The organism is Photobacterium ganghwense, assembly GCF_003025595.1.
GTDB lineage: Bacteria > Pseudomonadota > Gammaproteobacteria > Enterobacterales > Vibrionaceae > Photobacterium > Photobacterium ganghwense.
The window spans coordinates 497420-521470 of the sequence record NZ_PYMI01000001.1 but is presented as its reverse complement, the minus strand read 5'-3'; the positions used below and the strand labels follow the sequence as shown (position 1 = coordinate 521470).

Genomic DNA, 24051 nt, shown 5'->3' with positions numbered 1-24051 from the left:
GCACACAATTCGCTTAGTAGTGAGTGATTCTATATCGGGGGAAACACTCATGATTAAGCAAACTCTTTTAGCATGTTCACTGTCCACACTGTTCCTGGCTGGCGCTGCCAATGCAGAACTGATTATTGATGACTTCAGCGTTGATCAAGCAAAGATTGAGGTAAACGGTGTCGGTAGCCTATCCACTTCTGTAACAGGGCCAGATAGTGTTTTGATGGGTGAAGAGCGGGATATTCTCGTTGATGTTACCTCTGTGGCCAACAACAACTTAGGGGCCAGTGCTTTTGTCGGCAGTGGTTTTCTTTCTGTGAGTGTTGACACTCTGACATCCGCGACTGTGTCTGTTCAGTATGACGGCACAGATAACTCACCAAATATCAACGCAGCGGGTTTAGGTTCCAGAAACTTTGCGTTAAACGGCAGCGGTTTCCTGTTTGAAGTGCTGTCTCAGGACCTTGATTTAGGCATCCGCATCAACACTTGGTGGGGTGGCGGTGCCTCAACAAACTCAGCGAATCTGGTGACAACATCGTCAGCTCCTGGGGTCGTTTATATCGATTTCAGTGATCCTATTTTTGGTGGCACCGATTTTACGGACATTTCTGCCCTGGAATTTATTTTCAATCCTGATGGAGAAAGTAAAGCCTACGACGTTTCATACGGCATGGTATCAGTACCAGAACCCGCTTCTATGTTCCTGTTTGGTGCGGGTTTGCTGGGCTTCGCGGGGATGAAACGCAGAAAACAGTAATTCAGACGGTTGGGGCTTTCTTGCCTGCCTGTTGTGGAGTTGTCTGAGGTCAACCCTGGCAGTCAACGACAAACCGGATGACCCGCGAGTACCACCTGATTAGCCAGACGAAAGCAGACGTCTGGCTTTTTGTTTTTTCTGCCGGTAGAGAAATGCGCTGCCGATGATCAGTACGCCCAGCACGTTAGCGAGGGCATCAAACAGCGAAAATTCGCGCCCCAGAGGTAACAGACCCTGGGTGAGCTCAAGCAGTGACCCATACAGAATCAGTGCCAGACAGGTTGCTCTGGGGTAACGGCGTAGTTGTGACGTACACAGAAACAGAAACGTCAGGCCGCCATAGGCGATCAGATGTAAAATTTTATCCAGAAAGAGAATGCCGTATTGCTGCAAATCGGCGAACTCGGGCTCATTTTGAGCGGGCACCAGCGAAATGTAGGCAATAAAGAGTGTGCTGGCTACGGCACCGAACCAGGCAAGATTGTTTCGCTGGAAGGGGGTGAATGTCATCATCTCAGGTTACTCACTCAAAGGCTTTGCTTCAGGGTAATTAAGTGCTGAATTGGAATCGCATAAGTGATTGCACTGGGGTCAGTGAGCATAGACTCTTTGCTGGTTTTGACGAAGACCTTATTGATAATGGCAATGACTTCACCGGTTTCCGGGTGATAAACCGGGCTGCCGCTGTTTCCTGGATAGGCTGTTGCATCAAACTGATAGACGTCATAAGGCTTTTTAAGTTGCCTTAGCTGCTGCACGGTCAGCTCCCGGGCATGATTGGCGGGCGTCGCAATGGGGGTAATACTGGCAACAATGCCCTGATGCGTTGCCGGGTACAGGCCCAGAATGGCACCAATCGGAAAGCCGGTGAAACTATAGCGCTCACCTTCCCGAACCAGGCGAGTAGAAAGACGTAACGCGGGTAAGGGGGAGCCGGCAATTTTCAGAATAGCCAGATCGTGCCGGGTATCCCGTTTAATGACAGTTGCGGTGCGTACCTCCGGGCTGCGGCCGGTACCGATAAAGACAACAAACTGCCGCTTACCGGTCAACAGGGAAGGGTTGACGACATGCGCATTGGTGGCAACCAATTGCGGGGCGATCACGAAGCCGGTACCAAACAACTGACCTCGGGGGCTGGCGGCTTTATCGTAAAAACCGACACCCACGATGGACGGTTTTATACGTGCAATGGTATCCGGCAGGTCGGCGAAAACTGACGCCGAGAAGCAACAGAGAAGACACAATAAGAATCGTCCTGACATGAATCCTCCATATGACGAGCCACAGCATCAGCTGTGGCTCGTGTTGGTTAGAAATCTGTTAATGGCATTGACCTTTCGGTAAGGAGAGCCCCCGGCCATGATTGCAGGCATACCCGCCAAGGTTTTTGAGGCTGCCACTGTCGGTTTTAGTGGCAGCACTGAGCGTCGGGTGTGCCTGAAACCGTTCGATTATTGCATTTGTGCCATCAGCTGATTTTTCTGCTGAACATGTTCCGGCGAGGTTGCCTCTACGGTATTCAGTATATCTTTGGCTTTCTCCGGCAGATGATTGGCAATCAGGCTCTCAGCATAGTGAAGCCCGATTTCAACACTGGCCCGTTTGCTCTGGTACGCTGCTTTCAGGGGCTCCAGTGAAGACTGAGTCTGTCCGGACTTCAGCAGGCAGTAACCATAAGTATCCTGTACTTCTGCAAACTCGCCCGCCAGCTCAAAGGCCTGGCTCGCCGGTTCACAGGCTTTGGCAAAATCGTTCTGATTCATATACAGCCAGGCCAGGTTATTGAGCGCAATAACATTTTTAGGCTCTTTCTCCAGAATGGCCCTGTAATTGGCAATGGCGGCGTCAGGTTCGGCTTTGACTTGTAGCTGCGCCAGTACCAGCACCAGAGGCTGAGCGGCTTCGCCTTGTTGGGTGATGTATTGCTTTAGTACCCTGACGGCATCATGAGTTTGTTTGTTTGCATCGTAAGCCAGAGCGAGGTCTTTGACGGTCGTGATGCTAGGGTAACGCTCGAAACGCTGCTTTTGTACATCCACGGCCTGAGCCGTTTGCCCGTTACGGGCATAAAGCTCGCCTTGCAGACGTAGATAATAGGCAGTGGTTTTTACGGCATCATTTTGTTTATCCAGAATGGCCTGAGCAGCTTGATACTGAGTGTCTTTCAGCAGCAAACCGACTTTCATCAGGCTAAAGCCGGGTTGGTCTACGAACAGTTTTTCGGCTTGTGAGGCTGTTTTGATCCCTGTGTCATACTCTTTGTTCATCTCACTCAGCTGAATGGTTCTGATATACGCATCCGGATTAAGCCGGTCGCGTTTTAGCCATTCAGTTGCTGCGAGTTGCGCTTTTCGGTAATCGCCGGATTTGAAGTGTAGCAGGGTAGCTAGACTGAAACTTTCGGCACTTTGTTGTACCGGAGTCAGACTCTCTAGAACCTGCAGACCTTTTGAGTAGTCATTCTGGCTGGCATAACCACGCGCCAGAATCATTTTCAGCGGCACGTCATTGGGCGACTGTTTGATTTTTTGTTCATAAAAAGCCAGCGCTTCCGGCAGCAGTTTGGCTTCTGTCGCAAACTGGAACAGGTTCCTGGCGATCACGAAGTTTTCCGGAGACTGCTCAGCCAGAGCCAGTGTATGGCGATAGGCATCTTCAGGTTTTCCGGTCAGCATTTCCAGCTTGTAAAGGGAAAGCAATGCCGTCAGGTTTTTCGGTTCGAGTCCGATAGCTCGCTCAAACTGTTTGGCGGCGAGGGGGTAATCTTTTTTCTTGGTGGCGATGTAGCCTTTCATGATGATGGCACTGACTTGATTAGGTTCTGTGCTCAGCCAGTCATTGACGATAGTCTCCGCCTGAACGATGTCACCTTGCTCAAGGTAGTAATACGCCAGACCCAGATTCGCCTCGGGTAAATCCGGTTGGACTTTCAGGATATTCTGAAGATGAGTGACACCCTGAGCTTCTTTATTTGCCAACTGCATCAGGCTTAACGTGAGGGACTGATTTTGTGTGTCGGTGCTGGCTTTGGATGCGAGGCTGAGTGCGTCTGTGCGACGGCCGATTTTGGCAAACTCCAGACTCATCTGATTCACAAATTCATTGTTTTCTTTGAGTGATAAGTCAAAGTTATTCAGCGTCTCCAGTGCCCCGTCCATGTTGCCTAGTTTGAACTGGGTTGAGGCGTACAGGCGGTTGATCAGGTGATCTTTTCCGACAAAGGGAATGACTCGGGCGAAATATTCGTTGGCCTGTTCAAACTGATTACGTGAGTATGCGGTTACCCCGGCAATGACAAACACCCCGATACTTTGTGAGCCATTTTGTATCGCCAGCTCAGCATGGTTTTGCGCATCCTGATAATTGCCGTTGGCATAATCGATACTGGCTTTCAGCTCGTTGGCCAGAGGGTGGGTAGGGGATACCGTCAGAATTTCATCAACATAAGTGTTTGCCTTGGTGTACTGCTCGTCTCTGACCAGAGCCTGAGCCAGAAACAGCATATAGTGTTTCGCCTGGGGCGATAGCGTCACAGCCTGCAAATAGCTTTCTGCGGCACGGCTGAATCGGTTGCTGGCCATCTGAATGTGGCCAGTTGTCAGCCATACATCGCTGTTTTTGGGAAAATGCTGAGTCAGTTGCAACAAGATTTCCAGCGCATCGTTTAACCGTGATTGCTCGGCCAGCAGTCCGGCATAAGCCAGCGTGGTGTAAAGGCTGCCATCATTGGCATCATCTTCCATTGCCAGATTAAGCGCCGCTTTGGCTTTTTCTTTCTCGCCATGTTGCAACAGCACCATGGCATGGATGGCATGAATGTCGGCCAAGGCTGAACTCAATTGGGTTTTTGCCTGGGTACTTAGTTCATTCAGGGAGAGCAAGTCACTTTGTCCCAGCAGGGCGCGAGCCAGAAGGGGCTCAATCAAATCGGGATTTTCACCGTATTTCAGGGCCCGCCGCAGTTCTTTTTCAGCGCCCGAGAAATCTCCGCGTTGTAAATACAAATCACCCAGCAAATACCGTGGCTCACCCAATTGCGGAGACTGCTGAATCGCATTTTTCAATTCGATGATGGCAGCACTGTATTCCTGCTTGGTAATGAATTGTTTGGCATTTGCAATATGGGTATCCGGGTCAATGTCGTTACAACCCGCTACTGAAACTGCCATCAGGCAGCCGGCGATAGTCGATAAACTTCGGTTTGTGATGAATTTGCTCATTGATATCCCGTCCATGACAAAAAAACACCTCATCAACAATCATAGACTCAGATTTCACCGTGAGCGGAGAAATGGCCGGAGAATCAATGATCACTCTTGCAGCCCAGTTGCTATGCTTGATGAGGAAACTGCTGGATAAGCAGTGCCCGTTTTCGAGTTCGTAAAACAGAGGTGCCAATGGACAGGCCGGTGAGTACGTGCGTTAAGAATAAGCCACAAAAAAGTACCATATCCTGTGAGGTGTTTTTGTCGCCGGATCGTACCTGGCTGCAACACGCGTGGCAGAGCCTTGAAGAGCGGTGCCATCCCGTCTTTTTTTTATCATGGCATTGGATCGGTTGCTGGCTTGACTGCTTCGTACGCCACTTTTACGTCATTGAAGCCCGTATCGAGGGCAGGACGGTCGGGCTGGGGGTCATTGTCAGTCCTCAGGGACGTCCGTCCAGATTTCATTTTGCAAAGCAATATTATTTGCACCGAACCGGCGATGATTCGCTGGATCAAATCTGGATCGAATATAACGACTTTCTGCTGGAACCAGCAGTCGCAGATGCAGTTCGGGAAAAAATGCTGGCCACCTTGATGGCAGAAGTGGTCGGTGACGGGGTGTTATCTGTTGGCGCCTGCTACCGGGACACGTTCACATGTGCTACACCCGATCTGGATCGTCATCAGATTTGGGCAACAAGCGCGTACTCTGTGGATTTTACGGCATACCGGGCCAAAGGCCTGACCCCTTCGCAGGCGCTTTCCCGCAGCGCCCGGTATCAGATTCGTCGCAGCCTGCGTGAGTATGAATCCCTTGGCCCGCTGACGGTCACCCAAGCCCTTACGGTTAAAGACGCGCTGTGCTTTTTTGAGTTGGCGCGTCCATTGCATATAAAACGATGGGGAAGCCAGCCCGGTCAGAGCGGATTTGTGAATGACGGCTTCAGGCAATTTCATCAGACCCTGATCTCTCGGGGCATTGAAGACGGCTCTGTCGCTATTTACAAGGTGATGGCAGGCCAGACGCTGATATCGGTTATGTACAATTTTCACTGGCAGAATCAGGTGTATTTTTATCTCTGTGCCTTGAACTATGAGATAGAAGGCTGCCACAGCAAACCGGGCTTAGTTTCTCATTACTTATTGATTAACGATGCGTTTGAACAGGGTTTTGACGGATACGATTTCATGGGTGGCTTTTCAAGATATAAGAAAACGTTCGCCAACCACGAAACCGAGCTGGCAATTTACCACATCCGTCAGAACCGACTGCGTGTCCGACTGGAACATACCCTGCGTGCCATCAAGCAGCAGTTTGTGACAGACGAGCAATCCAGCGCATCGCATCCGGATTAACAGGGATTTGTAAGAGGTGAGGTATGAACCGGGCAGAACGACATCCATTCAGAGCGTTAGTACTTGGTGATGACACTCGCAGCTTCCTGTCTGTTGTGCGGTCTTTGGGTAAGGCCGGGTATGATGTTCATGTGGTTTGCTTTGATCGAACCAGTCCGGCACTGGCGAGCAAATACATTACGACTGCGAAGTTTTACAACTACCAGGCTTACTCACAACAGGAATGGCAGGACGCCGTATTTCGCCTGATTGAGCGCTACCAGTTCGACATTGTGCTGCCGTGCGACGAGCGGGCTATGTACCCCTTATGGCAGAACAGAGAAAAGCTGCCGGCACACACACGCCTTGCCGTTGCTAACGAGCAGGCGATGGAGGTGCTGTTTGATAAGTGGAAAACCAAGCAGGCAGCGTTGGAGTGCGGGGTACCGGTTGCAAAAGGAAAGCTGGTGAATCTGGCAGACTCGTCTTATCAGGCACTGGCGGAAGAATTTGGTGAGCGCTTTGTGATTAAACCGCTCCAGTCATTTAAAGAGCAGGCATTAAGTCGTCGTCAGAATGTAGCTATCGTCAGCAACTGTAAAGAATTTGGACAGTTGGCTGCGGGCTCTGAGCCAGTCATGGTGGAGGCGTTTTTTGCCGGTTTTGGCGAAGGTGTTTCCGTCTTGTCGGTTAACGGCAAGGTGCATTCGGCTTTTTCCCATCGCCGTGCGGCAGAGCCTGAACGAGGAGGCGGCAGCTCTTACCGGGTGAGTATTGCCACTGATCCCGAACAACTGGCCGCCGTCGAGGCCATGTGTCAGGCCACGCAGTTTACCGGGGTGGCGATGTTCGAATTTCGCCGCGGATTACCGGAAAAGCAGGAGCAGCCATCGGCATGGATCCTGGTTGAAGTGAATGCCCGTTTTTGGGGCTCACTTCCTCTGGCTGTTTTTTGCGGGATGGACTTCCCGGCATGGTATGCCAATTACCTGATGATGGGCACTTTGCCGTCTGATGATCAAACACATTATCGGAGTGGCTACTATGCCCGTGCACTGACGGCAGATTTGTACGAGTTGCGTCGGGAAATGGCCAGTTGCCACGGCAAAACCCGTTTGCTGAAAAAGCTGTTCTCCCGACTGGCAGATGGCCACCGGCTTCTGCTGGGTAAAGAGAAAATTGACAGCTTCTCGCTGACAGATCCACTCCCTTTTGTCCGGGAAGGCGTGAAAATTGGTGCTGAGTTGGCCGCGGCGGTTACCCGACGGTTCCCGGTGTTGCTGAAAGGACGTTGTCTGATAACGCGTTACCGGCTGAAGAAGCTATTTCGGAGCAATCCGCACCGCCGTATTCTGTTTGTTTGCTACGGCAACATCATGCGCAGCCCCTTTGCTGAACAGGTCTGCCGCCAGGCGGTCGAACAGCTGAATACCGGCAGTGGTGTTGAATCATTCGGGTTTCACACCCCTGAAGATAGGCAAAGTCCGGCGGAGGCACGACAGGCCGCGCTACAACTCAACTACAACCTTGAAGATCATCGTTCCAAATGCCTGAGGCAGTGTGATCTGGAAGACAGCGACGTGGTGTTTATTTTTGATGAAAAGAACCATGCCGTCATCACTGCCAGCTATCACGTACCCAATGCTTTTTATCTGAGTGATTTACAGCCGTTCTGGAACCGGACCGCCGGTGAAGTCGCCGACCCGTACGGGCTGGGACTGGAGGGCGTGAGAAACTGTTACCGTCAGATTGAGCAGTGTATTTCACGCTTATCGAAGGACATCATCAGCAAGGGAGGGGCTTATGAGCGCTAAATTGGCTGTCGTGATTCATGCTGAAGAAGAGTTTGACTGGAACGGAGGATTCTGTCGCTTCAATGACAGCGTGACTCACCATCAGGAACTGATCGTTTTAATTCGGGAAATGCTGCAAATCGGCGCAAAAGTCACGCTTGCGATGGATTACCCGTTTGTCACCAGTGCCGGTGGTCAGCAGGTTATAAATACCTTCCGTGATCAGGCTGGCGAGGCGATTGAGTTTGCTGCCCATCTTCATCCCTGGGTGAATCCGCCCTATCTGGAGACCGGGGAAGATGGGGTGGCCAGTGAGCTGGAATCCTATCCCGGAAACTTATCGGCTGAACTGGAATTTGAAAAAATTCAGGTGTTGTCTCATGCCATAAAACGGGAAACCGGTTTATCTCCGGTTACTTATCTGGCTGGCCGGTATGGCATTGGTCCGAATACGCGGCGTATTTTGCAACGGCTGGGCTACCGTGTGGATTTGAGCATCAGTGCGTTCAGTAATTTTACCCATCAACAAGGGCCGGACTTCAGTACGTTCAACAACCGTATGTTCCAACAAGATCAGATAACGTATCTGCCGCATACCTGCAGCCGCATGTCAGCGTTTCCCTGGGCAAGTAAAACGTTGAATGATCATCCCACGTTACTGACGGGGCAGGACTTCACGACCAGAGTGGTACGTAAAATGCTTGGGGTAAGAACATACCGCTTGTCACCGGAAGGGGTGCCGTTGAAAGATTTAATAGCGGCTGCCAGACACCAGTTAAAGCTTGGTCACCACCAGTTGGTGTTGTCGTTTCATTCGCCAACCGTAAAGCCGGGGATGACGCCTTATGTCTCGTCGGCGGATGAATACCAGACATTCCGCGCTACGACACTGGACTTTATCGAGTGGTTTAACCGGTTGCCCGACAGCGAAATGTTTTTACCAGCCAGCCTTGCGCATCATGGAGGATGTTATGCCTAACACACTATCTCCGTTTTTTTCTGTCATCATTCCCACGCGAAACAGACCGGACCTGATGGCTGTGGCATTGAAATCCGTCTTACAGCAGGACTTTACCGCGCTTGAGGTTGTTATCGTCAATGACGGAAGCGATCAACAGTATTTGCCGCACTATGACGCGATTGTGGCTCAGGCTGATGCGCGTGTGCGTTTTTGCTCGCTGGTACAGCGTCCGCAGGGGCATGGCTCAAGCTATTCACGTAACCATGGTGTTGCTATTGCCAGTGGTGAATATATCTGTTTTCTGGACGATGATGATTACTGGACGGACGACGGCTATCTGAGCCGAGTGTATAAAAACCTGACACACGATCCGCAGGCAGACTTATATTTTTCGAATCAGAAAGCGTTTTTCTCCAATGGAGAGCAGAAAACAGGCACTGTCTGGATCGAGGATCTCCGGGATTCACTGGAGCTGGCAGAGAAACCAGACGGGATCGCTTATCCTGTCACGCTGGAGCAGTTGATTACCAGCGATGGTTTTGCGCACCTCAATTGTTCTGTTTATAAAAAGGCGTTTTTTCATCAGATTAACGGGTTTGATGAAAACCTGCGGTACGAAAGTGATCGTGATTTATATATTCGTGCGATTGACGCCGCCAGGAAAATCTACTTTGACCCCCGTTTTATGGCCTACCACAACATTCCGGACAAATCGAAAGCGGATAACGTGTCGACATTGGTTTCTACGCTGGAGAAGAAGCTCTTTCAGCTGCGAATTTATGACAAGGGCATTATCAACAGTAAACACGATGCGATGGTGGAGCATTGCCAGTATGGCAAGAGTGTTCAGTTAAAAGTCATTGCGGAAACGCTGCATCAACAACGCGATGCTCACCGCGCGGCATATTATGCGTGGCAGGGACTGGCAGCCAGATTCACGGCGAAGTGGCTGCTTTTTTCTGTGTACCTCTCATGCCGGAAACTATTTCAGCGCAAGGACAAATGGGTATTGAGCGAAAAAGGAGTTTGATCATGGAAGCAATAAAAGACGCGATACAAAAAGTGCGGCTTCTCGCCCCTAAACAGCATGTGCTGTTAATCAGCCATATGCGTGCCAATACCAGTCTGGTCGGGCACCTGATTGGCAGCCATGAAGACATTTCCGGCTATTACGAAATGCATATTGGGTACTACAGCTGGAAAAGCCTGATTAATCAAAAGTTTTTGTTTCATGAGCAGAACAGGACCGAGCCAGTAACCGATTTTTATTTTGATAAAGTGCTTCATAATGAACATTTTACAAGCCGCGACGTCTTGTGTCGGGATAACGTGAAGCTGCTGGTAGCGCTGCGGGAACCGAAGGCGACAATCAAAAGTATTGTGAAGCTGTACAGTGCGAAAAATCCGGAACATCCTTGTGCAACGCCAAAAGGGGCCGCGCAATATTACCTGGACCGGGTGCGTTATATTACTGATCTAATTCTCAGCCTTGGTAATGACCAAAACTATTATTACTACGATGCGGACGATATTATCCAACATCCCAAACGCGTGCTTGGCGAGATGAAAGAGTTTTTGGGAATCGATCGTGCATTTGAAGCCACGTATCGTAAGTTTGAAAAAACCGGCCATCGGTTTGCCGGTGACTCCTCAGAAAACATCCATGCAGGCGTCATTGTGAAAAAATCACCGGATACCTCTGTTCTCGACTTGGACAATGAGTTGTTGATGAGCTGTCAGGATGCCTATCATCTCTGCCGTGAAAAGCTCATCCAGCATTCATGGAAGGCGTGACGGCTGAAAACAACGGGCACTGTCGTAAATGGCACCCAAGTAGGCGGTGCCATTTTTTATGGGGTTGCCACAGTAATCGGAAAAGTTACCTGCGCTCCGACGGGCATTCACGGAATGATCCAACAGGGGTTCCGGGTTCACCAGAGTAAAATCACCGGACTCTGGCGCGGCATACACCGCCTTCAGGGAATTCTTGCCTGTCCAGTAGGACAGCGGGGCGATGAAGTTGTTGGTCTGATGGCTGAGTGCGCCGTCCCTTTCCCGGATTTTTCCGTTCATGACATTGTTGTACACCTCGGCCTTTGACTGAGGAAAACGCACATCGATGCCCGCGGTGTGATACAGAATATTATTGTTTATCGTGACATCTTTAGCCGTTTGGCTGTATATCCCGACATCATTGCAATGCAGAATAATATTGTTGCGCATTACCGCCTGACTGACTTCAAATTCAGCCTGATCCCGGCGCTGTTTCTGATGCATACCGCCACCGCCGAAAGAAAGGCCAACCCGACTTCCGGGATACTGGGTCTGACTGGTGTTACAAATGATCAGATTCTGTTCAAACACGCCGTACAGTGAGCCTCCTTTCATATAAGCCCCGTAGCTCACTTTATTGCCACCGGTCTTGATGAAATCATGAATGAGGTTTTGTCTGACTTTCCAGCCGCTGCCATGGTCGAGATTAATCGGGGTTACCGAGGCATTGGTCTTTCGTGGCTGATGCATGCCGAAGCGGTTTCTTTCAATAATGCCATAATCCGGGAACTGTCCTTTCAGCTGATTGACCTTAATCGCAGCATTGAAATCATAAAACTGGTTGTTACGAATTATGGTGTGGCTGGCTGCCCCGACAATATGCAAGGCGTGGTCGCAGCGGGAATGTTGCGCACAGATACCCTGAAAGTTGATGCCTTCAATGTACCAGTGAGGCTGATCAATCATAAAGCCTTCAAGTGAATTGAGTTTGAGCGTTACCCCTCCCGGTGTTTCAGAACGTAAATAGATCGGATTGGAGGCTGTCGGGCGGCTCTGGCTAATGGCAAAGCGTTTGCCGCTTAGTCGGTATTCGCCATCTGAAATCACGATAGCTTGCCCGGGCTGAGCCTGTTTTATCGCTAGCAGCAATGCATTGGCGTCACTCACGCGTACCGTTTCGCGTGGCTGGAATTCGTCTGTGGAAAAGGTTGTCGCCGGGCCTACAGTCGGCCAGCGCTCAGGGGTTATTTCGGGAATGAACGTTGCCGGAAAATAATCTGCAGCGCTGACATTACTGACGAGCCCGCTCAGCAGCGAAGAGGCCAGGGGAATGTGGGGTTGTAGCCGGGCAGACAGCGAATGTATTGCTTGAGGAAAACTGGGGCTTTCCAAAAATACCGTGGTTACTGCTTTATACCCGACATACAGAAAGGTGGCATTGGCAAGAATCCCGCAAACCAGCAGGTATTTTTTAAAGAATGCTTTCATATATCAAATCCCTGATACGCATGCTGTCAGCTCTTGCATAAGTATGGGCTGAGATATGGACAGGGCACAAAAAAATATTAGTGACTAGAAATTAAATTGGGGGTTCTTTTGTTCTGTGCCATGCTTATTTGAAACGGCTTGACCGACATTCACCATGAATTCAGCAATTTGTTTCTTTCGAACGGAGGCATTATGAAAGAAGAGCGAGCTGAAATATTTAACAAATTTATTCAATGGTATGGTCGTGGCCAGCACAAAAAAGTATTTTCCGGCCTGGTAAATGCAAGGCATTACACCATTTACTGGTGAGCAAGGAGTCAGGGATGGCTTTTTCAGAACGCGATGGCTTAATGCAGGGAGCAAAGTGGGCACTGATAGCCAACTGGTATGCCCGCAGTATCGGCCTGGTCAATACCATTATCCTTCTAAAACTGCTTAAACCCGAAGATTTCGGCATCGCCGCGCTGTCCACATTCTTTGTTTCGTTATTTGCCGCTTTTTCCCATGTCGGTATCGGTCACTTTGTCATCAGTTCAGACTCTATGTCTAAACAGGAACTCGACAGCATCTGGTCGCTGGGTTTGGCCGTCAAATGTGTTTCAGCCATATTGCTTTTTTTCTCCGCCGGGTTCATTGCTGACTATGTCAATAAACCCGAAATGGAGGCGGTTATCCATGTTGTGGCAATTTTGCCGCTCATTTCCGGGCTCAGAAATGTCGCACTGGATGTGGCCGAAAAAAATTACCACTTTAAGCGTATTCTGGCAGCAAACATGATTGGTAAAACAATAGGTACTGTTGTGTCTATCATGCTGGCTATTTACCTGGAGTCCTACTGGGCGCTGATTATCGGGGTAATAGTGATTGCGCTGTCTGAAACCGTCACGGGTTATATCCTGTTTCCTTACCGGCCACGGCTGACCGCCTCGCACTGGTCAACGCAATGGACATTCTCGAAATGGCTCTATTTATCCGCCATTTTTGGATACATGCGATCGCGCATTGATGTGCTGATATTGGGGAACATCGTCGACAGCCGCAGTATAGGGTTATACAACATCGCCACGGAATTTGCCTGGCTGCCTTTTATGCAGCTGGTGGGGCCGATGAATCATGGTTTTTTTGCAGTGGTGTCCCGGGTACAGAACGAGGTGGCTGATTTTTATTACCGCATAGTGAAACAGATGAGTCTGAATATGCTCATTTTAGTGCCGTGCGGGATTGGACTTATCGCCATTGCTGAACCGTTCTCCGGTATTGTGCTCGGCGAAGAATGGCGGGATGCCGCGCCGCTATTGCAATGTATGGCGGGGTTAGTGATTGTCATGTCTTCGCATGGCTTGATGTGTTCCATTCTCACGGTCAAAAAGCAGCTGAAAGTCATCATTGCTTCAGACGCCATTATCATTGTGTCCATTTTTGTTGTGTTCACGACATACCATGATGCCGGGATTGAGCAACTGGCTCAGCTCAGGTTTGCCATTGGTGCAGGTTTCTTTCTCTGGCTGTTGATGCTGCAACGGTTTGTTATTGGCATTAAAGCGCATGATTTACTGTTCCTGTATCTGACGCCGGCGGTTTCTGGTCTTGTCATGTACCTGATGGTGGTCCAGACCATGGCGATGTTTCCGTCAGAGATGTGGCAGCTCTGTGTGGGAGTGTTAACCGGCATGGTTGTCTATATCCCTTGTATGCTGTTGCTGGCTTACAGTTTTCGTCGCTGGTTTCCGTATTACTGGGAATGTTGTGAGTTCGTGCTTCGACTGATCCGCAGAAACCGACCGGCAATGGCGGTGAAAGGAGGGTGAATGGAATCCCTGTTGTTTTTGTTTTTCCTGGTGCTGTTTGTCTGGATTACCTACCTTTCTTTTCAGGATGATCAAAAAGGCGATGGCGAATGAGAGACATCATTTTTTTCTCTGTAGTCTGTGCATTGTTGCTGTTTGCCGTTCGGCGTCCATACATCGCCGTATCGCTCTGGCTTTGGACGGGGATTTTTGTACCCGCTTACTGGCTTTACGGTTTTGCCAAAGGCCTCAGTTTTAATTCCCTGTTCGCACTGCTGACCATTCTGGTTTATATCGTTTATCCCCGAAAGGATCCGGTAAAAATAACCACCACGTTTGTTATTACCTTCCTCTTTTGTTTGCACGTTACCATTACCAGTATCACCACCGTTGCCTTGCCAGATTTTGTCTGGAGCGAGTGGGTCAAGTTTTTCAAAATTGTCCTGTTAATGGTCTTTATTATTCTGATTATTCGTGACCGGAATCATTTCAAGTACCTGTGTACGGTTTTTGTGTTTTCGTTGGGGGTAATGGGGGTGATTGAAGGGCTGAAATTCTTTTCCTCGGCAGGTTCCCATCACATTAAAGGCCCGGACAACCACATTCTTTCCGATAACAATCACTTCGCCCTTGTGCTGTGTATGATTATTCCCATCACTATTTATCTGCTGTCGCAGTACAAGGAAAAATATATTCGCCTGACGATGATTGGCGTGCTGGTGCTCTGTGTGATGTCAATTCTGGGCACACAGTCACGGGGAGGATTTATCGGCCTGAGCTGCATCAGCTTTTTCTTCTGGATGCGCAGCAAACGTAAGCTGCTTACCATTGTCGGGTTTTTAATTGTGGCTGCGGTGGCATCACAATTTCTGACGGATAAATGGTTCAATCGGATGAATACGATTGAGAATGCGGATCAGGATGGCTCTTTCATGATCCGGGTGAAAGCCTGGAAGATGTACACCTTGATGGCCATGGAACGGCCGTTAGTCGGAGGCGGATTCAGGGCAATGCAGCACGGTCATGTCTGGCGGTCAGTTGCGCCGAATTTTTCTAAACTGTCCTTTATTAAATCCCCTGAACCCGGAGAAAAAGGCTGGGCCGCCCACAGTATTTATTTTCAGGTGCTGGGTGACCATGGTTTTCTGGGGATGTTTCTGTTCCTGTGCGTGATTGCATCGGCGATTTTTTCGCTCCGCAATATCATGAAGAAGGTTCAAGACATTGAAGGTGCCAGGTGGCAAGCGGAATTAGCAAAGATGATGCAGCTGTCCATTATCGCATTCTGTGTCGGGGGCGCGGCATTATCACTGCCATATTTCGAGGTCATCTGGGTGTTCATTGCGATGACTATCGCTCTGAAAAACTCGGCCCTGGCATCGGTTGCAGCCGAAACGCAACGGAAAAAAGCCCAGAAACCTGACCAGGAAGCCATACCTGCCCCAGCGATGTCGGGTAACGCAGGCAGACAGTATATGAAGTGAAGCAGCCCGCCTGGCGGCGGTTTGCAATTTACGATGCATATTTGCTGTGGCGTTTCAATTTGGTCTGCTATTGCCCTGAAAACCGGGCAAACTAGAGGCGGTAAAACTGGTATTTTTCTTGCGTTAAGCCTGGTACTCAACCACGCTTAAATTGTTGTACTTCTTTGTTGTATTTATTTGTGGTTGTTATCACTGGTTTGTCTGTAACGGGCTGGCTGATGCTAACTGGCGATGGCCCCTATTAATGGCTCTTTATTGGACGACTGCTTATTTGACGACAGGAGGCCTGTTCCATGATAGTCAGATCGCGCTCACCGCTTCGTCTCGGGCTTGCCGGGGGAGGCACAGACCTTTCACCATATTGCGACCGATATGGCGGCTGTGTACTGAATGCAACAATTGATATGTATGCCCACTGTACCATCGAGATGGATGAGGCATTCAGCTATGCGTCATTTATCGCTCAGGATCTTAACCGACAGGTGGATGTTGATCTGACCGGTGCGATACCGCTTGAGGGTGACCTCATGCTCCACAAAGCCGTGTATAACCGGGTGGTGACCCAGTTTAATCAGGGACAACCGCTTCCTGTTAAGGTTTACACCCATTGCGATGCGCCTCCGGGCAGCGGGCTCGGCTCGTCGTCCACACTGGTTGTAACTATGATCAGCGCCTACCAGAAATTACTGAACCTGCCTTTGGGTGAATACGACATTGCACAGCTTGCGTATGATATTGAACGTATTGACTGCCAGCTGTCCGGTGGGCGCCAGGATCAGTATGCCACCACGTTTGGCGGGTTTAACTTTATGGAGTTCTACGACAATAATCGGGTCCTGGTCAATCCGCTGCGCATTCGGCGTTCTATCCTCAATGAGCTGGAGTCACAGCTGATGCTGTACTTTACCGGGGTGTCTCGTTCCTCTGCCAAGATTATTGATGATCAGGTCAGAACGACCAACAGTAACGCAGAAAAGCCACTTCAGGCGATGCATGATGTGAAAAAACTGGCATTTGAGATGAAAGAGCGCCTGTTGCATTCAGACATTTCAGGTATGTCAGATTTGTTCCGTTCGTCCTGGCTGGCAAAGAAAGCGACGTCGAATTCTATTTCCACGCCATTAATTGAACAAATCGAAGACCGAGCCATGAGTGCCGGCGCGAAATCTCTCAAAATCTCCGGTGCCGGTGGTGGCGGATTCATGATGCTGTTTGTCGATCCACTCAAACGCCTCGCCGTTGAATCAGCGCTGGCCGATCTTGAAGGGTCAATTCATCCGTTTAAGTTTACCCAGGAAGGAACACAGTCATGGAAGGTTTAAGCTATTTTACGCACAGCATTGCTGATTCAATGGCCGTTAAACAGCGCTTGCTGGAATCCCCGGCAGTGATGAGTACCCTTGCGGATGTGGCCGAACTGTGTCTGGCGGCTTATCGCCGGGGAAACAAAATCATTCTGGCCGGTAACGGCGGGAGTGCGGCTGACGCGCAGCATATTGCTGCCGAATTTGTCAGCCGGTTTAATTTTGATCGCCCGGGTCTGCCATCACTGGCACTGACGACCGACACCTCGATTCTGACGGCTATCGGCAATGATTACGGTTTCGAAAAGCTGTTCGAACGTCAACTCCAGGCAAACGGTCAGCCGGGTGATGTGTTCATCGGGATTTCTACATCGGGTAACTCTGCCAATATTTTACGCGCGATGGAATATGCCCGTGAGCATGACATCATTTCAGTGGGTTTGGCCGGGCAGGGCGGAGCTATTCAGGAAAGCTGCGATTACTGTATCAGTGTGCCATCCGGTGATACGCCGAGAATACAGGAATGCCACATTTTGATTGGTCACATGATTTGCGGGTACGTTGAGAAGGAGTATTTCTATGACCGACCATGACGATGAAAGAGACGTGGTTGCCGTCGTGCTTTGCGGCGGTTTAGGCACCCGATTAGGGACTCTGACTCAGGAAACCCCTAAGCCCATGATGGATGTCGCCGGGCGTCCGTTTATCGAGCGGGTGCTCGACAATCTGGTGGAACAAAATGTCAGTCGGATCGTGCTGGCAGTCTCCTACCTGAGGGAAATTATTCAGGCGCATTTTGGTGATACTTATCGCAATGTGCCGATTGACTACAGTGTGGAAGATAAGCCCTTGGGAACGGGGGGCGCGATTGCTCATGCTATCTGTTCGCTGGGGCTGGAAAATAAAACCCTGCTGGTTGTGAACGGGGACAGTTACTGTGAGTTCGACCTCAATGGCATGTACAAGCAACTGACAGACGCAGATATTGTCATGGTGACAAAATACCTCTATGACACCAGCCGTTACGGCACGACTCAGTTGGATAACCGGGGTTATGTCACCGGGTTTCAGGAGAAAAAACAGAGTTTCTCCGGATATATCAATGCCGGAATTTACCTGCTCAGAGCATCAATTTTCAGTCGGGCACCGGAAGGTAAATTTTCTTTTGAACAGACCTATCTGGAGCAGGCAGCAGATCGCCATATCTGCCTGGCGAGCCAAATCTCGGACAGTTATTTTATCGATATCGGCATTTTCGACGATTATAAGCTCGCGAACGCGTACTTTAGTCAGCATGACCAGATGCATTTCAGTTAACACTGTGTCATGGGGTTATGCTGAGTCATGGGATAGCTCTGCGTCATGGGATAACTCTGTGTCATAGCATGTACCCACTTACATTCCCCAAACTATGCCACCAGACCCGCGGCTATCTTCTGAGAGGAAGATAGCCGCTTGGCGTTTATTACTACATGCAGGGGATGATGGACACCGTAGTAGATGCTGGTGGGCATAGTGAAGTGCAGGCATGTGTACTCTGTGTTCTGTATAATCCCTTAATTATGAACCTGCGTTATAAATGGCTTCATAGGCACTCACCATGGCTTTCTCGCTGAAGTGTTGCTCTATATGGTCACGGGCCCGCTGGCCCATAGCGATTGCTGCCGGTTGCTGGTGATAAAAGTGCAGGAGCTCGCGGGTTAGAGCCGGCTGATCGTTTGACGCAATACCACAGCCGGTTTCACCGGGCAAAATGACCTCAGAAATTCCTCCCACTGTGGTCACAATGTGTGGCAGAGCCATCGACATGGACTCAAGCAGTGTAAGGGGAATCCCTTCGGCGATGGATGTCAGCACGAAGGCATCAAAGCGGGCATACTGGCTGCGCATGTCAGTCTGACGTCCGGCAAACTCAATCTGAGCATTGAGCGGGCCTTCCGCGACCATGGCTTCAAGATGAGCGCGCTGGTCGCCATCGCCGACAATGATGAGTTGCGTTTGTTGGGCAAAGTCCGGGCTTTCAATGCAGGCCTGCTGATAGGCTTTGATCAACAGGGGCTGGTTTTTCACCGACTCCAGTCGGGCGACGTGACCAAAGGTGAACCGCTGCCGCGGCTCGTGGTTGGCTGTTGGTGAAAAGTGGCAGGCTGTTGGTGAAAAATAGCGGGTGTTGATCCCGTTACGGATGAGCTGGAGCTGGCGGGGGCGTATGCCTACATCGTTTTTCAGCCAGCGATACAGATCATCAGAGACGGCAACCAGACGATGGATACCGAGAGCACAGAGTTTGCGCAGGTACTGATATTTTTTGACCTTGCCATATGGGTCATACGTATCCCGCCCATGTTCGGCATGAATACGCACCGGTACCCGAGCCAATGCGGCAACAAGCTGGAACTCGATTGTCGCTAGATTATAGGTATGCACCACATCCGGCTTCAGGTCGGTAAGCAACCGGTACATTTCACCATACAGTTTTAAGCTGTTTCCCGGCGATTTGTTTAATGCCATCGTGGTGACGTCCTGCTCAAGCTGCTCCACAATATCGCCCACGGTGGTCAGACTGATGATGGTGTGTTGATAAGCTTCGCCCATCTGGTTGATGCAGTTGACGATCAGCTTTTCCAGCCCGCCAATGTGGAAACCATACACAATGTGAACCACTTTCCTGACCATCGTTTAGCTCCTTGCCTGTGCCTGTGCCTGTGCCTGTGATCGTGGGTTGGGGGATATTTATAGCCTTTTAGTCGTTATCCGCCAGTCTGGCTGCTGAGCAGCGTGGGCTCGGTGCTGGACAGGTACTGTTCAAATAGACGCACAATCTTCTCGCCATTTGCGGTCCAGGTCAGTTGTTTGTCATTGATTGTCTGACGAGCGGCCAGACGCAACCTAGCTTGCTGCTCCGGGTGCTGAATCAGAAATTCGATGGCATTGATCATGGCATCCATGTTTCCGTCCTGAAACAATAAGGCGTTGTGACAATGCACCAGCAGCTCTTTAATATTGTCGGCATCCGGGGCCACAATGGCCTTGCCGCAGGCCAGATACTCAATCAGTTTGAGTGGTGAGCACCAGGGGGTCACCGCAGGCTGAAGCGCAATATCTATCTGCGCCAGCCAGCGTGGCATGTCGTCACGCGGGACTAATCCCGGCAGGTGAATCTGGTGGTTCAGGTTAAGTGCCTTGGCTTTTTCTCGCAGTGCAGGCAAGACCGGCCCGTCTCCTACGACCAGCAAATGCAAATCGGGGTTATTCAGTTCGGCAATTTTATCCATCACGGCATCCAGTCGGTGCCACTCACGGCAGAAGCCGACAAAGCCTATTACGGTTTTTCCCTCAAAATCGGCCATTCGGGCGGGTTGGCTTTCGGCGGCGAACAGCCCGGCGTCAATGCCATTGGGTATGACGGTGATAGATTCTTGGCGTACGCCAGCTTCATCTAGGTATCCGGCCAGCACATGGCTGACAGGCAGGACGTGGTCAGCATTGCGCCAGGCATAGTATTCTGACCAGCGCGCCAGCATTGGCAAAGCGATACCGGTATAGTCATTGCGTTCCTGATAGAGGGGAGAATTGACCTCCAACAACAATGGCAGGCCGTACAGTTTTTTGGCCCAAATACCGGATGGCAAGAACAGGTTATAACGCTCGTAAATCACATCGGGTCGGTGGGTTTTAATTGCTTTTCGGAGTTTGTAAAAATCGAGAAAGCTGTAGCCAAATTCCAGCAGTTCAGCCATGAACCCCGGTAAGGTGCTTCTGAGTCTGGAGACCCATCCCCCGTTGTCTCCAAAATCGGTCTTTTCGCTGATTTCCGGGGCAACCAGAATAATCTCGTGCCCTTGCTGCTTTAAGACCTGGATGATGGCGTCAATATGAACAAACTGTCCGTCTCGGGAAGCTACCCGGTGGTGGTACAAAATTTTCATAAGCTGGCTTCCTTGTCGTGTTCTGTCTCAGATCGGGTGTGCCGAATTGAAGGCGCCGGTAACGGGGGGTTACGGCCGGAGATAATCTGCGTGAATAAGTGGTAGAGCAAATCAGACGTATCATCCCAGGAAAATTGTTCTGCATATTGTCGGGTTTGCCGACGGGACGGACGGTGTGCCAGAAGTTGGCACAGACCTTGGGCGATACTGGAACTGTCACGTTCTACCAAGACGCCAGCTTCCGGCGCGCTTACCACTTCCGGTGTGCCCCAGATGTTGGTGGCGACGACCGGCGTGCCACACGCCATTGATTCCAGCAGAACGTTGGCCCAGCCTTCCCGGCTGGATGCCAGAACAGAAATATCGCTGGCTGCAAAATAGTCCGCCAGTACGCTTTGGGAAAGTCCACCGAGGAAGGTGACCCGTTCAGCCACGCCCAGTTGTGTTGCCAACTGGCGTAATTTGCGTTCATCCGGGCCGGTTCCGGCAATTAACAACAGCGCATCGGGTATCTGTGAGAGGGCTTCTATCACAAGATGATGACCTTTTCGTTCTACAAGCAATCCCACGGAAATGATGACAGGCCGATCTGTAGGCAGTTGTAACGACTGACGTAACGCCGGTTGCGCTATTTCGTCGACGCATCGGAACACATTTAAGTCGACACCGTTGCGTGCTGTTGTTGTTCGCGTCGGGTCAGCGCCATAACCTATCATGGCCTGGCGGAGTGCTTCACACACGGCCAGGTTATGCTGAGAGTGTTTTAAAACATGCTGAATTTGCTGTAATGGGCGAGGATAGCTGGGTATCAGGTTGATATCGGTTCCCCGAGCCGTCACGGTAAACGGCAGGCGTAACGATTGTGCCAGAGCATGAATAGCGACCCCGTCCGGGAAAAAATAGTGCCCATCAATGAGATCGAACTGCTCGCCCTGAGCCTGTAAACGGCCAACCTGATTTTTCAGGCTGTGCGCCAGCGTGTAGGGGGTCAGATTCATGCCGATTTTGGGAATTACCAGGTATCTCGGATGGTACACCTTAATACCGTAGCGGGTTTCCATGTCGGGTACCGCGGCATACCGGCCGTATGCACCGAATCGGGCATGACGAAACGGAAACCAGGGCACCGGAGCGATGACGGTGGCCTCGACATCCGGGTATCTCAGCCGCAGTTGGCGTAACCGGTTTTCAATAAAGACACCGTGCTTAGGATCTTCGGCGTTCGGGTAAAGAGTGGTAATGGTCAATAGTTTCATCAGCGCTGCCTCACCATAAACTGTGCGAACATCAGCAGGCACCAGAGAGAGGCACCGTGATCGCGATACCCTGACTGATGATCCGCAATCATTTTCTTCAGAACATCGACATTGAAAAAGCCGCTGTCGCACATCTGTTCAGACAACACGTTCTGAATCAGCATAGGCTTCAGGCTGGTTCGGAACCATTCGGCAAGCGGAATACTGAATCCCATTTTCGGCCGGTAGAGAATGTCGTGACTGACATGGTTTTCGAGTGCTTTTTTGAAGGCATATTTTCCTTCTGTACCACGGATATTGTCCCGGCTGTCTATTTGGTAGGCCCATTCAATAAATTCGTGATCCAGCAAAGGCGCACGTACTTCCAGGCCATTGGCCATACTCGCCCGATCCACTTTGGTCAGAATGTCCCCGACCAGCCATGTCTTGATATCCAGATACTGTATCTGTTTCAGCGGATCATCGGTCGGCAGGTGCCGGGTGTAGGACTGCAGCAAATCCAGTCCGGTATAGCCGTTGAGTTTCTGGCGGTAAGAGGCGCTGAACAGTTGTCGCCGCTCATCAGCGCGCAGTTTGGAAATCGAGTTTGCATAGCCTTCCACCATGCTCATGGCCAGTGACTGAAACGTGGTTTTGGCCCGCAGAGGGCGAGGAGCCCAATCTGCCTTGGGGTAAAGGTGTCCGAGAGAGCCAAACAGTGGTTTACGAATCGGACCAGGGATGGCATCCCGCAGTTTCTGCTCCGCAAGGTGCATTCGGTGTCGTCTGTAACCACCAAAAATTTCATCTCCACCGTCCCCGGATAATGCGACTTTGACATGCTGGCTGGCAAGCTGGCACACCTTGTATGTGGGTAGGGCAGAACTGTCTGCGTACGGCTCGTCATAAATCGCCGTCATCTGCTCAACCAGGCTGATATCGTTTGGGCTGATGATGTGTTGATGGTGGCGGGTGCGGTAACGGTCTGCTATTTGACGGGCATAGTCGCTTTCATCATACGCTTTCTCATCAAAGCCGATGGCGCAGGTGTTGACGGGGGCATGTTGTAGCTGTGCCATTAAAGCCACTATGGCACTGGAGTCGACGCCGCCGGACAGGAAAGCGCCGAGAGGCACATCGGCGATCATACGAACGGCCACGGCTTCTTCCAGTTTTTCCAGCAGCGCTTCCTGGGTTTGTTCCCATGACAGTATGTTTGACGGTGCCGCTAAATCCCAGTATTGGCGGGGGTGAATGTGGCTGCCGGGAGTCAGCGTCAGGGTGTGTCCGGGGTTGAGTTTAAAAATGTGCTGATATGCACTGAATGGTTCAGGAATATACCCGAACATGAAAAACTCTTCGGCCATTTCCGGACGCAGTGTTGTGTCAATGTCCGGATGCCCGAGCAGCACTTTTAACTCGGAGGCAAACAGAAACTGGCCGTTACGGGTCACGGTATAAAACAGCGGTTTCTTACCCAATCGGTCTCTTGCCATGAACAGGGTTTGGCGATTAGTGTCCCATAGGGCGAAGGCGAACATCCCCCGAAAGCGTTCTACACATTGTTCCCCCCATTCTTCCCAGGCATGCACAATCACTTCGGTGTCACTGAGAGTCCGAAATTGGTGGCCTAGGGTCATCAGCGTGTCTGCCAGTGACTGAAAGTTATAAATCTCGCCGTTAAAAACCACCACCACGCTGTGATCTTCGTTAAACAGCGGTTGGTGGCCTCCAGAAAGGTCGATGATGGACAAGCGGCGATGGGCCAGTGCGGTGTTGCTGTCGAAGAAATAGCCTTCATCATCTGGGCCTCGGTGGCTTTGCAGACGATTGATCCGTTTCACTAACTCTTCATCGATCGGAAACGGCTGGCGCAGGTTAAAAATCCCTGAAATCCCACACATATCGTCCTCTCCTTTTGACATTAACGGGTAGCTGAGCTGTTTCCTTGTTGGCTTTATGCCGGTTTTTTGCAAAAGCTTATTGCCAGAACTTGCTAC

Annotated in this window: 19 protein-coding genes; 11 read left to right on the top strand and 8 right to left on the bottom strand. The window is 50.6% G+C overall.

What is annotated here, in order from left to right; translation table 11 throughout:
- Positions 1-49: 49 nt before the first annotated feature.
- Entirely contained in the window at positions 50-751 is a 702-nt protein-coding gene (locus C9I92_RS02290) for a PEP-CTERM sorting domain-containing protein (protein WP_047884162.1), read from the top strand.
- Positions 752-850: 99 nt separating this feature from the next.
- On the opposite strand, the gene C9I92_RS02285 is transcribed toward C9I92_RS02290, so the two are convergent.
- From C9I92_RS02285 to prsT, 3 genes are all read right to left on the bottom strand, one after another.
- Entirely contained in the window at positions 851-1264 is a 414-nt protein-coding gene (locus C9I92_RS02285; protein WP_047884163.1) for a VanZ family protein, read from the bottom strand.
- A 14-nt stretch (positions 1265-1278) separates the two neighbouring features.
- The gene (locus C9I92_RS02280; RefSeq protein WP_047884164.1) at positions 1279-2016 is read right to left on the bottom strand and encodes a S1 family peptidase; all 738 of its coding nucleotides are present in this window, start codon (positions 2014-2016) and stop codon (positions 1279-1281) included.
- A gap of 189 nt (positions 2017-2205) precedes the next feature.
- Entirely contained in the window at positions 2206-4974 is a 2769-nt protein-coding gene (gene prsT, locus C9I92_RS02275) for an XrtA/PEP-CTERM system TPR-repeat protein PrsT (protein WP_047884165.1), read from the bottom strand.
- 189 nt (positions 4975-5163) lie between these two features.
- Between prsT and C9I92_RS02270 the strand changes: the two genes are divergently transcribed.
- Genes C9I92_RS02270 through C9I92_RS02255 form a run of 5 tightly spaced genes read left to right on the top strand, consistent with a single transcriptional unit; the run spans position 5164 to position 10845 of the window.
- A complete protein-coding gene (locus tag C9I92_RS02270) occupies positions 5164-6318 on the top strand; it encodes a GNAT family N-acetyltransferase (RefSeq protein ID WP_211320516.1) in 1155 nt (384 codons plus the stop codon).
- 23 nt (positions 6319-6341) lie between these two features.
- Positions 6342-8111, top strand: coding sequence for an arsenate reductase/protein-tyrosine-phosphatase family protein (locus C9I92_RS02265; protein WP_047884167.1), 1770 nt, complete (start codon positions 6342-6344; stop codon positions 8109-8111).
- Positions 8101-9069 carry a polysaccharide deacetylase family protein gene (locus C9I92_RS25345; protein WP_053061735.1) on the top strand — a complete coding sequence of 323 codons (969 nt, stop codon included), beginning with the start codon at positions 8101-8103 and terminating at the stop codon, positions 9067-9069. The genes C9I92_RS02265 and C9I92_RS25345 overlap by 11 nt, the downstream gene beginning before the upstream one ends.
- A complete protein-coding gene (locus tag C9I92_RS02260) occupies positions 9062-10081 on the top strand; it encodes a glycosyltransferase family 2 protein (protein WP_053061736.1) in 1020 nt (339 codons plus the stop codon). The genes C9I92_RS25345 and C9I92_RS02260 overlap by 8 nt, the downstream gene beginning before the upstream one ends.
- 2 nt (positions 10082-10083) lie before the next feature.
- A complete protein-coding gene (locus C9I92_RS02255; protein WP_047884168.1) occupies positions 10084-10845 on the top strand; it encodes a sulfotransferase family protein in 762 nt (253 codons plus the stop codon).
- On the opposite strand, the gene C9I92_RS02250 is transcribed toward C9I92_RS02255, so the two are convergent.
- Positions 10831-12312: a polysaccharide lyase domain-containing protein gene (locus tag C9I92_RS02250; protein ID WP_053061737.1), complete on the bottom strand. Its 1482-nt coding sequence runs from the start codon at positions 12310-12312 to the stop codon at positions 10831-10833. The genes C9I92_RS02255 and C9I92_RS02250 overlap by 15 nt on opposite strands.
- A gap of 323 nt (positions 12313-12635) precedes the next feature.
- On the opposite strand from C9I92_RS02250, the gene C9I92_RS02245 reads away from it, so the two are divergent.
- The 5 genes from C9I92_RS02245 to C9I92_RS02225 all read left to right on the top strand — a co-directional run bounded on the left by C9I92_RS02245 (position 12636) and on the right by C9I92_RS02225 (position 18204).
- The gene (locus C9I92_RS02245) at positions 12636-14120 is read left to right on the top strand and encodes an oligosaccharide flippase family protein (protein WP_047884169.1); all 1485 of its coding nucleotides are present in this window, start codon (positions 12636-12638) and stop codon (positions 14118-14120) included.
- Positions 14121-14209: 89 nt separating this feature from the next.
- Positions 14210-15583, top strand: coding sequence for a putative O-glycosylation ligase, exosortase A system-associated (locus C9I92_RS02240; RefSeq protein WP_047884170.1), 1374 nt, complete (start codon positions 14210-14212; stop codon positions 15581-15583).
- 293 nt (positions 15584-15876) lie between these two features.
- Positions 15877-16905, top strand: coding sequence for a GHMP family kinase ATP-binding protein (locus C9I92_RS02235; protein WP_047884171.1), 1029 nt, complete (start codon positions 15877-15879; stop codon positions 16903-16905).
- Positions 16893-17480 carry a D-sedoheptulose 7-phosphate isomerase gene (locus C9I92_RS02230; RefSeq protein WP_047884172.1) on the top strand — a complete coding sequence of 196 codons (588 nt, stop codon included), beginning with the start codon at positions 16893-16895 and terminating at the stop codon, positions 17478-17480. Before C9I92_RS02235 ends, C9I92_RS02230 begins: the two co-directional genes overlap by 13 nt.
- Positions 17467-18204, top strand: coding sequence for a nucleotidyltransferase family protein (locus C9I92_RS02225; protein WP_053061738.1), 738 nt, complete (start codon positions 17467-17469; stop codon positions 18202-18204). Before C9I92_RS02230 ends, C9I92_RS02225 begins: the two co-directional genes overlap by 14 nt.
- Before the next feature lie 243 nt (positions 18205-18447).
- Here C9I92_RS02225 and C9I92_RS02220 read toward each other — a convergent pair whose 3' ends face one another.
- The 4 genes from C9I92_RS02220 to C9I92_RS02205 all read right to left on the bottom strand — a co-directional run bounded on the left by C9I92_RS02220 (position 18448) and on the right by C9I92_RS02205 (position 23955).
- Positions 18448-19563, bottom strand: coding sequence for a glycosyltransferase (locus C9I92_RS02220; protein ID WP_047884173.1), 1116 nt, complete (start codon positions 19561-19563; stop codon positions 18448-18450).
- Between the two features lie 74 nt (positions 19564-19637).
- Positions 19638-20816 carry a glycosyltransferase family 4 protein gene (locus tag C9I92_RS02215; protein ID WP_047884174.1) on the bottom strand — a complete coding sequence of 393 codons (1179 nt, stop codon included), beginning with the start codon at positions 20814-20816 and terminating at the stop codon, positions 19638-19640.
- Positions 20813-22072 (bottom strand): glycosyltransferase family 4 protein, encoded by a 1260-nt coding sequence (locus C9I92_RS02210; RefSeq protein WP_084712477.1) that lies wholly within the window; start codon positions 22070-22072, stop codon positions 20813-20815. The genes C9I92_RS02215 and C9I92_RS02210 overlap by 4 nt, the downstream gene beginning before the upstream one ends.
- The gene (locus tag C9I92_RS02205; protein ID WP_047884175.1) at positions 22072-23955 is read right to left on the bottom strand and encodes an XrtA/PEP-CTERM system amidotransferase; all 1884 of its coding nucleotides are present in this window, start codon (positions 23953-23955) and stop codon (positions 22072-22074) included. Before C9I92_RS02205 ends, C9I92_RS02210 begins: the two co-directional genes overlap by 1 nt.
- Positions 23956-24051 lie beyond the last annotated feature (96 nt).

What these genes read in the sequence shown, in the direction of transcription:
- C9I92_RS02290 (WP_047884162.1), top strand. Translation starts at nt 50, where the DNA reads ATGATTAAGCAAACTCTTTTAGCATGTTCACTGTCCACACTGTTCCTG.
- C9I92_RS02285 (WP_047884163.1), bottom strand. Translation starts at nt 1,264, where the DNA reads ATGATGACATTCACCCCCTTCCAGCGAAACAATCTTGCCTGGTTCGGT.
- C9I92_RS02280 (WP_047884164.1), bottom strand. Translation starts at nt 2,016, where the DNA reads ATGTCAGGACGATTCTTATTGTGTCTTCTCTGTTGCTTCTCGGCGTCA.
- prsT (WP_047884165.1), bottom strand. Translation starts at nt 4,974, where the DNA reads ATGAGCAAATTCATCACAAACCGAAGTTTATCGACTATCGCCGGCTGC.
- C9I92_RS02265 (WP_047884167.1), top strand. Translation starts at nt 6,342, where the DNA reads ATGAACCGGGCAGAACGACATCCATTCAGAGCGTTAGTACTTGGTGAT.
- C9I92_RS25345 (WP_053061735.1), top strand. Translation starts at nt 8,101, where the DNA reads ATGAGCGCTAAATTGGCTGTCGTGATTCATGCTGAAGAAGAGTTTGAC.
- C9I92_RS02260 (WP_053061736.1), top strand. Translation starts at nt 9,062, where the DNA reads ATGCCTAACACACTATCTCCGTTTTTTTCTGTCATCATTCCCACGCGA.
- C9I92_RS02255 (WP_047884168.1), top strand. Translation starts at nt 10,084, where the DNA reads ATGGAAGCAATAAAAGACGCGATACAAAAAGTGCGGCTTCTCGCCCCT.
- C9I92_RS02250 (WP_053061737.1), bottom strand. Translation starts at nt 12,312, where the DNA reads ATGAAAGCATTCTTTAAAAAATACCTGCTGGTTTGCGGGATTCTTGCC.
- C9I92_RS02245 (WP_047884169.1), top strand. Translation starts at nt 12,636, where the DNA reads ATGGCTTTTTCAGAACGCGATGGCTTAATGCAGGGAGCAAAGTGGGCA.
- C9I92_RS02240 (WP_047884170.1), top strand. Translation starts at nt 14,210, where the DNA reads ATGAGAGACATCATTTTTTTCTCTGTAGTCTGTGCATTGTTGCTGTTT.
- C9I92_RS02235 (WP_047884171.1), top strand. Translation starts at nt 15,877, where the DNA reads ATGATAGTCAGATCGCGCTCACCGCTTCGTCTCGGGCTTGCCGGGGGA.
- C9I92_RS02230 (WP_047884172.1), top strand. Translation starts at nt 16,893, where the DNA reads ATGGAAGGTTTAAGCTATTTTACGCACAGCATTGCTGATTCAATGGCC.
- C9I92_RS02225 (WP_053061738.1), top strand. Translation starts at nt 17,467, where the DNA reads ATGACCGACCATGACGATGAAAGAGACGTGGTTGCCGTCGTGCTTTGC.
- C9I92_RS02220 (WP_047884173.1), bottom strand. Translation starts at nt 19,563, where the DNA reads ATGGTCAGGAAAGTGGTTCACATTGTGTATGGTTTCCACATTGGCGGG.
- C9I92_RS02215 (WP_047884174.1), bottom strand. Translation starts at nt 20,816, where the DNA reads ATGAAAATTTTGTACCACCACCGGGTAGCTTCCCGAGACGGACAGTTT.
- C9I92_RS02210 (WP_084712477.1), bottom strand. Translation starts at nt 22,072, where the DNA reads ATGAAACTATTGACCATTACCACTCTTTACCCGAACGCCGAAGATCCT.
- C9I92_RS02205 (WP_047884175.1), bottom strand. Translation starts at nt 23,955, where the DNA reads ATGTGTGGGATTTCAGGGATTTTTAACCTGCGCCAGCCGTTTCCGATC.